Source organism: Aquimarina litoralis, assembly GCF_019295435.1.
Taxonomy (GTDB): Bacteria; Bacteroidota; Bacteroidia; order Flavobacteriales; family Flavobacteriaceae; genus Aquimarina; species Aquimarina litoralis_A.
The window spans coordinates 44539-60270 of sequence record NZ_WEKL01000054.1 but is presented as its reverse complement, the minus strand read 5'-3'; the positions used below and the strand labels follow the sequence as shown (position 1 = coordinate 60270).

The window sequence follows — 15732 nt, the reverse complement described above, 5'->3', positions numbered from 1 at the left end:
CCATTTATACATTTACTTATACGATTGATGTAACTACGCTTCCGGCTGTTCCTACTAATGGAACAGCAACCGTAGAATGTCTTGCAGATGCCACACAACCAACTGCACCAACAGTAACGGATGTCTGCGGAAATGATATCACTCCTGTAATTACGGAAAATACAGACCCTACTTGTGAAGGGGATAAAATATATACCTATACTTATACCGATTGTGCTGGGAATGCTTCTGTGTATACATTTACTTATACCATCGATGTAACTACACTTCCTGTTGTACCTGCTAATGGAACAGCAACCGTTGAATGTATCGCTGATGCTACACAACCAACCGCGCCAACAGTAACGGATGTCTGTGGAAATGATATCACGCCAGTAATTACGGAAAATACAGACCCTACTTGTGAAGGAGATAAAGTATATACCTATACCTATACCGATTGTGCTGGAAATGCTTCTGTGTATACGTTTACCTATACTATCGATGTGACAACGCTTCCAGTTGTACCAGCTAATGGAACAGCAACCGTAGAATGTCTTGCGGATGCTACACAACCAACTGCCCCAACGGTAACCGATGTCTGCGGAAATGATATTACTCCTGTAATTACTGAAAATACAGATCCTACTTGTGAAGGGGATAAAGTGTATACATACACTTATACCGATTGCGCAGGAAATGCTTCTGTGTATACATTTACCTATACGATTGATGTAACTACGCTTCCAGTTGTGCCTGCTAATGGAACCGCAACCGTTGAATGTATCGCTGATGCTATACAACCAACCGCGCCAACAGTAATGGATGTTTGTGGGAATGATATCACGCCTGTAATTACTGAAAATACAGACCCTACTTGTGAAGGAGATAAAGTGTATACCTACACTTATACCGATTGCGCAGGAAATGCTTCTGTGTATACATTTACCTATACGATTGATGTGACGACACTTCCAGTTGTGTCTGCTAATGGAACCGCAACCGTTGAATGTATCGCCGATGCTACCCAACCAACCGCACCAACAGTAACGGATGTCTGTGGAAATGATATCACGCCGGTAATTACTGAAAATACAGACCCTACTTGTGAAGGAGATAAAGTATATACATATACCTATACCGATTGTGCTGGAAATGCTTCTATATATACGTTTACATATACTATCGAAGTAACTACGCTTCCAGTTGTTCCTGCTAATGGAACAGCAACCGTTAACGATATAGCAGATGCTGTACAACCGACCGCACCAGTCGTAACTGATGTCTGCGGAAATGATATTACACCGGTAATTACTGAAAATACGGACCCAATCTGTGATGGTGAAAAAGTATATACGTTTACCTACACGGATTGTGCTGGAAATGTTTCTGTTTATACATTTACCTATACTATCGATGTTACTGCTACCCTAGAAATTCCAGATACCTCAGCAGTAGTTTGTAGCGATACGACTATAAATTTTGATCTTACAAATCTAACTAGTCTTCCTAATGTTACTTTTGATTGGATAGTGACTCCAAATCCAAATACAAGCGGTGCTAGTAGTGGCAATGGAACTACTATTACAGATAGTATTGAAAATATTTCTGGAAGTAATCAAGATGTAATCTATACAATTACTCCTTTCAACAGTGATGGTTGTAATGGAAACACTTTTACAGTAACAATAACAGTATTACCAGAACCTTTTAATAGCACACCTCCATCTGATACTACTTGTAGTAATATTTCATTAAACCATGATTTAAGAGCAGATGTAAACTTAATGAATTCCTCTTTTAGTTGGGTCGCAAATGATAATCCTGAAGTAGTAGGAGAAACTACAACTCCTGCAAATACTGATACTATTACAGATGTTCTTATCAATACTTCTGGTGCAATTCAAACAGTAATTTATACAATTACTCCTACAAGTGCAGATGGTTGTATTGGTAATCCTTACAATTATACGGTAACCGTAAGTCCAGAAGCCGAAATAGTAATAACAAAATCATTTTTACCTGCTGCGGATGGAAACTATGATACTGTAGGAGAAGTAATTGAATACGAAATTATAATTAACAATATAAACGATGTTGAAATAAGTAATGTAGTTATAAGCGATTTGAACGCAGATGCAGGAAGCATAACACCTAACAATATCAGTGCTATTCCTCCATTGAGTTCTATAACTGTTAACGCTTCACATACAATCACACAAAGTGATTTAGATGCAGGGCAAGTTGTAAACAGTGCTTCGGCTTCAGGAATGGATTCTTGTGGAAATATAGTCACTGACACATCGGATGATCCATCTACAGGAACACCTAATGACAGTACAATTACCCCTATTAATCAAAACCCATCTATTTCTTTAGAAAAGACAGCTAATTTTAATGATGAAAATGCTGATGGATTCCCACAAGAAGGCGAAACGATAACCTATAATTTCACAGTTGTTAATACCGGTAATGTAACATTAACAAATATTACGATTTCCGATCCTGTAATTACAGTAAATGGAGGCCCCATTATTTTAGCTCCTGGAATTTCAGATAACACCACCTTTTCAGGTACTTATATTTTGACACAAGGAGATATTGATTCTGGAAGCTTCAGCAATTCAGCAACCGCGTCATCAGAAGCGCCTGATGGAAGTATCATTTCTGATACCTCTGATGATCCTAATAATCCAACAGACAATGATACGAATGGTGATGGAGATCCTGATGATGATACCATTACAACTTTACTTTCCAATCCTGAATTAACAATCAGTAAAACTGGTGTTTTTATAGATGATAATGGTGACGGTCTGGCACAGGTGGGAGAAACGATTGCATATAGTTTTGATGTTTCTAATACCGGAAACGTCTCAATTTTTGGGATTACCATTTTTGATCCTTTAGTAACGATTAATGGAGATCCTATTAACCTATCTCCAGGACAAACTGATAGCACAACATTTACGGCTATTTACACCATAACGCAAGATGATATTAATACTGGAAACGTAACCAATTCGGCTATCGGCTCTGGAACAGATCCAAATGGAAATTTAGTTGAAGACGTTTCAGATGATCCAACTACTACTGATGATAATGATGAAACCATTACAACCTTATCTAGAGATCCAAAGTTAACTTTATTGAAAACAGCAAATTTTAATGATGAAAATGGGGATGGTTTTCCTCAAGTTGGTGAAACCATAAATTATATTTTTGATATTAGAAATACAGGAAATGTAACCATATCTAATATTACTATTTCTGACCCATTAGTTACTGTAACGGGAGGACCAATAGACCTTAACCCTAATGAATCCGACAATACCTCTTTTAGTGCTGTGTATACAATTACCTTAGCAGATTTGAATAGCGGAAGCATAACGAATTCTGCCACTATAAATGGTCAAGACCCTGATGGAGGAACTGTTACTGATATTAGTGATGATCCTAATAATCCTGACAACATTGATATGAACGGAGATGGTGATCCCGATGATAGTACAATTATTTCATTGGATTCTAACCCCCAAATAAGCATATCAAAAACGGGCATATTCCAAGATGGAAATGGAGATGGCTTAGCACAAGTAGGGGAAACAATATTATATACATTTAATATATCAAATATTGGAAATGTTACAATTACCAATATAAGTGTTAGCGACCCATTAGTCACAGTTACGGGAAACCCTATTAATCTGGATCCTGGACAAAGCGACAATACCACATTCACTGCGATATATAGTATCAATCAAGATGATATTGATGCTGGAGTAATTCAAAATAGTGCAATAGCAAGCGGTCTAGATCCTAGTGGCAACACAATATCTGACACTTCTGATGATACTAATAATTCGGATAATATTGATACAAATGGTGATGGAGAACCTGATGATATTACAAACACAACAATCCCTACACAAGGAGAACTTAGTCTGATCAAAACCGAATTGCCAGCCCCTGATGGTAGTTATGATACTGTTGGTGAGCAAATTATCTATGAGTTAACCGTGACGAATACAGGAAATGTTACGTTAACCAATATTTCTATTTCTGATGCAAATGCAGATATCGGAAGTATCTCACCAGCTATTATTAGCAGTTTATCTCCTGGTCAATCTATAACAGTAAATGCAACTCATACAATTACACAAGATGAAATTGATACTGGTATTGTAAATAATTCTGCTTCAGTAGAAGGAAGTGATCCTTCAGGAAACACTATATCTGATATTTCCGATGATCCTAATAACAATAGTGATACTGATATTGATGGAGACGGAGATCCAGATGATATTACAGAAACAACAATAACACAAAACCCTTCAATTTCTTTTGAAAAAACAGCAAGCTTTAATGACGAAAATGGAGATGGAATTCCACAAGAAGGAGAAACGATCACGTATAATTTTAATATTATAAATACCGGAAATGTAACACTTAGTAATATTAGTATTTCCGATCCTTTGGTAACAGTGAATGGTGGCCCAATTTCATTAGCACCCACCGAAAATGACACAACTACATTCTTTGCGAATTATACAATTACTCAAACGGATATTGATAACGGAAGTATTACTAATTCTGCTATTGTTACTGCGAATGATACTAACGGAAATCCAATTTCAGACACATCTGATGATCCAAATGACCCAACTGATAATGACACAAACGGTGATGGTGAACCTGATGACACTACTGTAACAACTTTGATGAGCAATCCAGAACTCACAATATTCAAAACTGGAGTTTTTATTGATACTAATAATGATGGATTAGCCCAAGCAGGAGAAACCATTCAGTATATTTTTGATGTCACCAATTCTGGAAATGTGACGATAACAGGTATCTCAATTACGGATCCTTTAATTCCCGTTATGGGAGGACCTATCGATCTAGCTCCAGGACAGACAGATAACACTACCTTTACAGGAACTTATATCTTATTACAATCTGATGTAAATGCAGGAGAAGTTATAAATACTGCTACAGGTTCTGGTTCTGATCCTAGTGGAGGATCCGTGAGTGATACCTCTGATGACCCAACTACTGCAGATGATAACGACCCAACAGTTACCACTTTAGCAAGAGATCCAGAACTTACGTTATTTAAAACAGCAAACTTTAATGATGAAAATGGAGATGGAATTCCACAAGCTGGTGAAACCATTTCATACACATTTGATGTAAGAAATACAGGAAATGTAACGATTACAAATATTACCATTACAGACCCAATTGTTCCAGTAATGGGAGGTCCTATTACTTTAAACCCAGCTCAAGTAGACAATACTAGTTTTACTGCTTTATATACGATTCAACAATCTGATATAGACTCAGGAAATCTTACCAATAGCGCTTTAGTTACTGGTGAAGATGACGATGGCGGAATCATAACAGATGTTAGCGATTTTTCGGATGATCCTGATAACCCTAACAATGAGGATTTAGATGGAGACGGAGATCCAGATGACCCAACAGTAACCGATCTTGTCAGAAACCCAGAGTTGACTTTATTAAAGATAGGAACGTTTAATGATACAAATAATGATGGGTTTGCTCAAGTTGGAGAAACCATCACCTATACTTTTGAGGTAATCAACTCAGGAAACACTACAATTACTGATATCGTAATTAATGATCCCTTAGTAAATGTAACAGGTGGTCCAATAGATCTAATTCCTGGACAAAGTGACACCACCACATTCTCCGCTACTTATATAATTACTCAGTTTGATGTAGATTCTGGAAGTATCACAAACTCAGCAGTTGTTTCTGGTCAGGACCCTAATGGAAATACAATTACTGATAACTCTGATGATCCTACAAACACAACTGATCAAGACGATAATAACGACGGAAATCCAGATGATGATACAGTAACAACATTTACAGTACAAAGTGGGATCACAATTAGTAAAGAATCCCTTCCAGCAGTGGACGGGACTTATGATTCTGTTGGAGAGCAAATTAATTATTCAATTGTAATAACAAATACGGGAAACACAACCCTTACTAATATTAATATCACGGATAATAATGCCGATGCTGGTAGCATTACCCCACAAAACATTACTATCCTGCTTCCTGGAGAAACAATCACAGCTTCTGCCATACACACTATTACCCAAGCTGATCTTGATAATGGTACTGTATCTAATACGGCTATTGTTGAAGCAGTTGGTCCGTCAGGAAATCTGGTAATCGATATCTCTGATGATCCAAACAACCCCATGAATATAGATACCGATGGAGATGGAGACCCTGATGATATCACAAATACAGACCTAAATCAAACACCATCTCTAAGTTTGACTAAAGCAGCAGATAATGCTCCAGATGGGCTGTGGGATACTGTGGGTGAAGTGATTACATATACACTACAAGTTACTAATGCAGGTAACGTAACATTAAATAACATCAATATTTCTGATACCAACGCAGACGTCGGAAGTATAATACCTGATAACATAGCTACACTACTTCCTGGTGAAACGGTAACGGTAATAGCCGCTCATACGATAACACAACAAGATTTAGATACAGGATCTGTTACCAATATAGCTACAGCGACGGCAGAGGATACAAATGGAGGTATCATCACAGATGACTCTGATGATCCTAATAATCCAACGGATAACGACACCAACGGCGATGGAGATCCTGATGATCCTACGGTTACATCAACTCCGCAATTAGGCACAATCGATATTCTAAAAACAGTGGATAGTGATACTTATACTGAAATTGGTGATATTCTTAACTATACAATCACGATTACTAATACAGGAAATGTAACCCTTTTAAATGTAAATGTAATTGATCCAAATGCAGTATTAAATGATCCTACTTCTGTACCAACACTAAGTCCTGGAGAAACATTTATTGTAACTGCAACACATATCATTGCAGAACAAGATATGATCAATGGCTTTGTAGAAAACATAGCTTTTGCAAATGCTTCCATTCCAAATTCCACGATCACTATTATTGAAGACTCAGATGATCCAAATGATAGTTCTGATATTGATGTAGATAATGACGGAGATCCGGATGACCCAACAATAAGTTACTTAGATACCGATGGAGATGGCCTGCCTAATATTTTCGATCTGGATGATGATAATGATGGAATCACAGATATCGAAGAACAAAACGGAGATCCTTTCTTGGATACAGATAATGATGGAATTATCGATAGTCTGGATCTAGATGCTGATGGTGATGGTATTTACGATTATATCGAAGCAGGACATGATGGAATAGATAGCGACGGGGATGGAGCTATCGACGGTCCATTTGGTGATGATGGAATACCAGATCAAGTACAAGACGATCCAGATAATGGAATCGTAAATTATAATCCACAAGATACTGACGGCGATGGAATGGATGATTTCCAAGACATCGATGACGACAATGACGGAATACTCACTGAAGATGAAAATCCAGACCCTAATGGTGATATGGTGTCAGATGACGCTTTTGATTCTGATGGTGATGGGACTCCTGATTATTTAGAACCAAATAATTCTGATCCGAGTGCAGAAGATGATTTAGAAGTATTTAATGCAGTTACTCCAAATGGAGATGGAAATAATGATGTATTCATCATAAGAAATATCGAAAACTTCCCAGATAATGAACTTAAAATATTCAATAGATGGGGTGTATTAGTTTATGATGCAATTGGTTATGGTCAAAATCAACAGTATTTCACAGGAGAATCTAATGGTAGAGTAACGGTAAGTCAAGAACGTCAGCTTCCTGTTGGCACCTATTTCTATGTACTCGTTTACAAAAATACGTCGGGAGTATCAAAAACAAGAACTGGATATTTATATATCAATCGATAGTAATATCTCTAACTGATGAATATTCTTATGATTCTTTTTAGCAATAAGCATTTTATGAAAAAAATATATTTATTAAGCATTCTATTGTATTCTGTTTTTATACTTGATATACAAGCGCAGCAGGATGCTCAGTATACCCAATATATGTATAATACCATCAGCATCAATCCGGCATATGCAGGATCCAGAAATGCGATCAGTATTGCCGGCCTATACAGAGATCAATGGGTAGGTATTAATGGAGCTCCAGTTACTCAAACTTTAAATATTCATTCTCCTATTGGTCCTTCTGAAAAAGTAGGACTTGGATTATCGATAGTAAATGATAAAATTGGTCCTACACAGGAAACTTATATAGATATTGACTTTTCTTATACGATAAACACCTCTGATCAAGGAAAATTAGCTTTTGGAGTAAAAGCAGGAGGACATTTGCTTGATGTTAATTTTGATCGATTAAATCAATACTCAACCTCAGACATCCTTCTAGACACTAATATTGACAACAAATTCTCTCCCAATATCGGAATAGGTATGTACTATTATACTCCAAAATTTTATGCAGGAATTTCAGCACCTAACCTACTTCGTACAAAACATTTTAACGAATCTTCAAATGACAATACCGCTTCTTCTTTTTTGGCTGCCGAAAGAATTAACTATTATATGATGTTAGGATTTGTATTCGATATCAATGATTATTTAAAACTGAAACCCGCCATATTAGGAAAAGTCGTTGGTGGATCGCCACTTCAAGTAGATGCTTCGGCAAATTTCTTATTTTATGATAAGCTTACATTAGGAGTGGCATATAGATGGAGTGCAGCGCTTAGTGGTTTAGCAGGGTTTCAAATCACCAATAAACTGATGCTTGGTTTTGCTTATGATTGGGAAACTACAGCTTTAGGAAATACCGAATTCAATTCAGGATCTTATGAATTTTTCTTACGCTATGAAATTTTCAAGAAAAAAGAACGTGTCTTATATCCTAGATTTTTCTAACAAAACAAAAACGAATAAAAATGATGATTCATAGAATTCTTTATACCATAAGTATCCTCTTACTTATTCCTACATTTTTGTTTTCTCAAAACACTACTTTAAAAAAAGCTAACAAACGTTTTGATGACTTTGCATACATAGAGGCTATCGATTCATACAAGAGTGTTATAAATCAGGGAAAAGGTTCGTTAGAAGTTTATCAAAAACTAGCAGATGCCTATTATTACAATTCTGATCTTGAAAACGCTGGAAAATGGTATAAAAGAATGTTAGCATACCGAATCGAGCAGATAAATGATAGTGTTATTGTTGAAGAACTGCAGCCAGAATACTATTATAGAACCGCACAATGCTACAAACATTTAAAGGAATACGATGAAGCAAACAGATTAATAGCGCTCGCTAAAGAATTAAACGTACAAGACTCCCGAAGCAAAAGATTAGAAGTAAACCCTAAGTATTTAGAGGATAGTGAAAAACAATCTGGTAGATACGAAATCAGTAATTTTAAAAACAACTCCGCATTTACAGATTTTGCTCCTTCTTTCTATCTTAATGAACTTGTTTTTTCCTCTTCAAGAGGCAAAAGAAAAAGTCTTTCAAGACAAAATGCGTGGACAGAACAATCATATTTAGGATTGTTCCAAAGTATAAACGACGATTCTTTGGACATCTCATTTTCTAAAGAATTTGCAAAAAAACTGAGTTCTCGCCTTCATGAATCTACCTCATCATTTTCAAAGGATGGCTCTATCATATATTTTACTCGTAATAATATTCATAAAGGAACTTCTAAAAAGGATTCATTAGGAATCAATCGACTGAAAATTTTTAAAGCCTTTAAAACTGATCAACAAAAATGGTCTCAACCTGAAGAGCTTTCTTTTAATAACGACCAATATTCAGTAGCGCATCCGACACTAAGTTTCGATGAAAAAAAACTCTATTTTGCCTCTGACATGCCAGGAGGTTATGGTGAATCCGATCTTTATGTAGTTGAGATTAATGAAGACGGAAGTTATTCTGAACCAAAAAATTTAGGACCAGAAATAAATACAGAAGGAAGAGATACTTTTCCCTTTATTAGCAAGTCAGGAATGTTATATTTTGCTTCTGATGGCCATCTAGGACTTGGCGGATTAGATATTTTTGTCGTAAATACAACTTCTCCAGAAAAGAAGGTCTATAATATAGGAAAGCCTATAAATAGTAATTATGACGATGTTACTTTCATAATTAATGATGACACCAAAAAAGGATATTTTGCTTCGAATCGTGGAGGAGGAAGAGGAGATGACGACATATACAATATCACCCAAACTAAAGAACTGGTGGTAGACTGTATTGGAACTATTAATGGAGTCGTGAAAGATCAAAAATCCAAAGAAATTTTAGCTGACACAGAAATAAAAGTAATCAATCAAGATCAAGAAATAATATTTGAAGGAAAAACAAATGTTGACGGATCTTTTTCCATTCCTGTAGACTGCAATAACAAAAACTATAACTTTCAAATAAAAAGAGAAAAGTATAATCCTATCGCTATAACTGTAAACACTAACAAAGATAGTCCTATAGTAAGTAAAGATTTTTTATTAGAAATAGATGCTCCAGAAACAGGAATAGATCTTGCAAAATTACTACAGCTCCAACCGATTTATTTTGCCTCTAACAAAGCTTTGATACTAGGAAAAACAGCACTGGAATTAGACAAAGTTGTTACCTATCTCAAGGAATATCCTACATTAAAAATAGAAATCGGATCACATACCGATAGCAAGGGTAGTGATGCCTATAACCTCAAATTATCTTCAAAAAGAGCCACAGCAACTGCAAACTATATCATTAGTAAAGGTATCGATCCAAGCCGAATAAAAAGTCGAGGATATGGAGAAACATTATTGAAGAATAGCTGTAGCAATGGGGTTCGTTGTAGTAAAGAAAAACATCAACAAAACCGGAGAAGTGAATTTATAGTAACCGAAAACTAATAATGACATTTACTTATGAAGAAATAAAATATACCTTCTAAATATCCATACATATATTCCAACTTGAACAACCAACGATATTATCAGATAAAAAGCAATAAATACTAAAATAAAGTACGAATTGTTACAAAATATCAAAAAATGAATCAATTTTGTAAGAATTAGATTACTATATTTGTTTTTTAAATTCATTTTTGTGTATTTTGTAGATGTAGATAGTTTTTCATCTACTTGCCCAAAATAATACTTATGAAAAAAACCATCGTTATCTTATGTCTCGTCATCATTGGGAGTAGTGACTGTTTTTCTCAACAAAAATCTTTAGATAGTATTCTTCCATTGATTACAACCCAAAAAGATTCTGTTACATTTGACAAAGCCATGAAATTCTTTGAAAGAATGTGGAGACAAGAAGAATATGAAGTAGCATTGTCTTATGAGCAAAAGCTTCTGGCAGTATCTAGTAACATACAATATGATAAAGGTATAGGAAATACATACCAACATATAGGAAATATACATAATCTTACTCAGCAACATATCAAAGCTTTTTATAATTACGATAAGGCCGCTACTTATTTTGAAAAGGCAAACTATCAAAGAGGCTTAGCTATTATTCATAATAATAAATCCACCATAGAACAAGGAAGAGGGAATTCAGAAAAAGCAATAGACCATATCTTAGAAGCAAACCTATATTTCGAACGTATAAAGGATAGCTTAGTTTTATCGAGTTTATATAATAATCTAGCCAATATTTATTCTGATATCGATAATTATGAACTTGCTGAAGAATACTATAAGAAGTCCATAGTTTTAAAGAAAAAATTTAGACCAAATAAAATAGGATCAGCATTAAACAATTTAGCATTGATCTATATAGATATCGGTAAAATCGATGAAGCTAAAAAACTAATTAATGAAGCTTTAGAAGTTAGCAAGAAAAATAACCGAACTTTAGACAAAGCTATGGCGTATACCAGATTAGCTAATCTTTATAAAGCAAACAAAGAATACGAAAAATCTAAAAAATATTACGATTCTTCCTATTGCAATGCTGTACAGGCACAAAACTTTAGAGTGGCTGCAAATATAAAACAACAGTTAGGGGAGATCGCAATCAAGCTTAAAAACTACGATGAAGCAGAAAATCTTTTAGCTGAAGCTCGAAAAGAATTATTAAGATTAGATATTCCACCCCTTCTTTTAACCAATTATAGAAACTCTGCCACCTTGGATTCTGCTAGAAACAACTTTGCATCCGCATTTATCTGGCAAAAAAAATACCAACAGATAGCCGATCAAACTTCTATCAACGAAACTACCGAAAAAATTTCTAAAGCAGAAGTTCGATTCAAATCCGAATTAGAACAGCTCAAACTTCTCGAAGAAAAAGAAAAACAGGAATTAAAAACACAAGGAGAATTATTTAAATATCGAATATTCACATTTATCAGTGTAGGAATGTTGATCATGGGTGCCATATTCTTATTCTTTATCATAAAAACTAGAAAAGAAAGAAAACGATATATAGCAGAATTAAATGAATCGAATCAAGTCAAAAACAAACTATTTTCTATCATTTCTCATGATCTAAAAAATGAAATACACGGCCTTGATGGAACTTTAAATCTATTAAAGGAAAATGCAATATCTAAAGAAGAATTTGAAGAAATTGTGCCTTTACTTTCCAATCGGACGCATCAAACTTCAATTATGTTGAATAATTTATTGAATTGGTCTAAATCTCAGATGAATGAATTAAATGCCAAACCTACTACGTTTAATATAAAAGACGTAATACAAAATAAATTTAGCTTTTTTGAACCTAAAGCAGCTCGAAAAAATATTCAATTAAACAATCAATTGGATGCTACTTTGGTATACGCCGATAAAGATATGTTTTCAATAGTATCACAAAATCTTTTAGCAAATGCTATTAAATTCTGTAAACCAGGAGACTCCATTACATTACTATCTGAAGAAAAAGAAAAACACTTTGAAATTTATTTTCAAGATACAGGTGTTGGAATTCCAAAGGAAAACATCAAAAAATTATTTTCTGAAGACACCTTTACGACTAAAGGAACTCAGCAAGAAGCTGGTACAGGTTTAGGTTTAAAAATATGTAAAGAATTAGTAGAACTGAATCAAGGTGAAATCAAAGTAAAAAGCATTCTTGGAGAAGGAAGTACATTCTGTATAACACTTCCAAAAGCGTCTTAAGCTATAGAGATCAGTAATATGGTTAAAATATCTTTAAAATAAGGTTTTAACTTTCTTTTCACTCACAACGCCTAGTTATTTCTTTATCTTCGGCCGATAAAAAAATAACACATGCTCAAAAATACGTTCTATTTATTACTGATATGTACCATTACACTATCAGGTTGTTCTTCTGTAAAAAGTAAAAAATCTAAAAAACCGACAGCTGCCGCTTCAGCTAAAAAACCGAGTAAAAATAAAAATGCCATTAAGCCTTATAATGAAGTTATTACAAAAAAGGCTAAAAGTGATCCTGGTCTCTTTACTGTTCATAACATCGAAGACAAATATTTTTATGAAATACCGGATTCTCTTTTTAATAGAGAAATGTTGATGGTAACTCGAATCGCTAAAACTGCTACAGGTATCGGATTTGGAGGAGGAAAACAAAACACTCAAGTACTTAGATGGCAGAGAAAAAACAAAAAAGTACTACTACGTGTGGTGTCGCATCAAATATATGCTGCAGATTCTTTACCTATTCATGAAGCCGTAGAAAACTCTAATTTTGAGCCTGTTTTGTTTTCATTTCCTATCAAGGCTTTTCATAAAGATTCTGTGAATAATGCTACAGTAATTGACGTTACTGACCTTTTCAAAAAAGATGTAAAAGCTATCGGTTTCCCTGCTTCAAGAAGAAAACAATACAAAGTTACGCGACTAGATCAGAACCTTTCGTATATAGATTCTATCAGAAGTTACCCTCTTAATATAGAAACCCGACACGTAAAAACATATATTGCAGGTGCTCCTCCTTCAAATGCAAGTACAGGAACCATTTCTATGGAAATGAGTAATTCCATGATCTTACTGCCAGAAACTCCAATGAAAAGAAGAATATTCGATCAACGAGTAGGGTGGTTTGCTAGAGGACAAACTGATTATGGACTAGAAGCTCAAGAGAGTAAAACTATTAGATATCTAGATAGATGGAGATTAGAAGTAAAAGATGAAGATATTGAGAAATTTAAAAGAGGGGAACTTGTTGTACCAAAAAAGCAGATCGTATATTACATAGATCGTGCTACTCCAAAAAAATGGAGAAAATATATAAAACAAGGTATCGAAGACTGGCAAGTTGCTTTTGAAGAAGCAGGTTTTAAAGATGCTATTATTGCCAAAGATCCTCCATCTAAAGAAGAAGATCCAGATTGGAGCCCTGAAGATGTTAGATACTCTGTGGTAAGATATTTAGCTTCTCCTATTCCAAATGCAAATGGACCGCATGTAAGTGATCCAAGATCAGGAGAAATATTAGAAAGTGATATCAATTGGTATCATAACGTAATGACTTTATTACGTAATTGGTTTTTCGTTCAAACAGCAGCAATCAACCCTGATGCCAGAGGAGTTGCTTTTAAAGATGAAATCATGGGTAGATTAATTCGATTTGTATCTGCACACGAAGTTGGACATACCCTGGGACTACCACATAATATGGGAAGTAGTGTTGCATATCCTGTAGAATCACTTCGAGATCCAGCATTCACAAAAAAGTACGGAACAGCTCCTTCTATAATGGATTACGCTCGTTTTAATTATATCGCACAACCTGGAGATGGAGATGTTGCTCTTATGCCTGAAATTGGAATTTATGATAAACACTCTATTCGATGGGGATATCGACCTATTCTAGATACTACTGAAGAAGAAGAAAAGAAAACTTTAGATAGCTGGATCTTAGAACATCAAAATGATCCTAAATACCGTTTTGGAAGACAACAATTTGGAGTTATAGATCCTAGTTCTCAAACAGAAGATCTTGGGGATGATGCCGTAAAAGCCAGTACTTACGGAATTGCCAATCTAAAAAGAATTGTTCCTAATTTAATTGAATGGACCGCTGAAGATGGTAAAAATTATAATGATTTAGAAACCATGTACAGACAAGTATTAGGCCAATTCAATAGATACATGGGTCATGTTGCTTCTAATATTGGAGGCGTATATGAATACTTCAAAACCTATGATCAAGAAGGTGCTGTATATACTCATGTAACCAAAGACAACCAAAAACGTGCAATGAAGTTTTTACAAGAACAATTGTTTAGCACTCCAAATTGGTTGTTAGATCCTAATATTTTTAATAAAATTGAATCTGCAGGAAGTGTTGAGCGCCTGAGAAACTTCCAAACAAGAACTTTAAATAATCTTTTGGATTATGGAAGAATGGCTAGACTAATTGAAAATGAAGCTTTAAACAAAAGCAACGCCTATACACTCATTGATCTTATGACAGAATTGAGAACTGGTTTATGGAGTGAATTAAGAAGAGGATCAAAAATAGATGTATACCGCCGTAATCTTCAAAGAGCCTATATAGAGCGTTTGGAATTATTAATGACAAAAGAACAAACTCCAATACCAATGGGCTTTAGACGTTTTGTAAGACGTACAAATGTAGATGTTTCTCAGAGTGACATAAGGCCTATCGTAAGAGCAGAATTGAGAAACTTGCAACGTGATATTAGAAATGCTATTGGACGAACATCTGATAGAATGACTCGTTATCATTTACAAGATGCAGCAGAAAGGATTTCCTTAATACTAGATCCTGTAAAATAGAAAATACAGAATGTAGAAGATTCGTTTAGAGCTATTATAAAAATTGAGTTTTTTTAAATCTTAAA

Annotated in this window: 5 protein-coding genes; all 5 read left to right on the top strand. The window is 34.9% G+C overall.

Going from position 1 to position 15732, the window contains the following annotated elements:
* On the top strand, positions 1–7844 hold a 7844-nt coding region (locus GBO31_RS20600), incomplete at its 5' end, for a DUF7507 domain-containing protein (RefSeq protein WP_219010363.1).
* A 54-nt stretch (positions 7845–7898) separates the two neighbouring features.
* Positions 7899–8846, top strand: a complete 948-nt coding sequence (locus tag GBO31_RS20595) for a PorP/SprF family type IX secretion system membrane protein (RefSeq protein WP_219010362.1) — start codon at positions 7899–7901, stop codon at positions 8844–8846.
* 20 nt (positions 8847–8866) lie between these two features.
* Complete coding sequence (locus tag GBO31_RS20590) at positions 8867–10837, top strand: OmpA family protein (RefSeq protein WP_219010361.1); 1971 nt, start codon at positions 8867–8869, stop codon at positions 10835–10837.
* Positions 10838–11086: 249 nt separating this feature from the next.
* Positions 11087–13063, top strand: a complete 1977-nt coding sequence (locus tag GBO31_RS20585) for a tetratricopeptide repeat-containing sensor histidine kinase (protein ID WP_219010360.1) — start codon at positions 11087–11089, stop codon at positions 13061–13063.
* A 111-nt stretch (positions 13064–13174) separates the two neighbouring features.
* Positions 13175–15667 carry a zinc-dependent metalloprotease gene (locus GBO31_RS20580; protein ID WP_219010359.1) on the top strand — a complete coding sequence of 831 codons (2493 nt, stop codon included), beginning with the start codon at positions 13175–13177 and terminating at the stop codon, positions 15665–15667.
* Positions 15668–15732 lie beyond the last annotated feature (65 nt).

Coding starts and splice junctions, on each gene's coding strand:
- GBO31_RS20595 (WP_219010362.1), top strand. CDS start 7,899: ATGAAAAAAATATATTTATTAAGCATTCTATTGTATTCTGTTTTTATA.
- GBO31_RS20590 (WP_219010361.1), top strand. CDS start 8,867: ATGATGATTCATAGAATTCTTTATACCATAAGTATCCTCTTACTTATT.
- GBO31_RS20585 (WP_219010360.1), top strand. CDS start 11,087: ATGAAAAAAACCATCGTTATCTTATGTCTCGTCATCATTGGGAGTAGT.
- GBO31_RS20580 (WP_219010359.1), top strand. CDS start 13,175: ATGCTCAAAAATACGTTCTATTTATTACTGATATGTACCATTACACTA.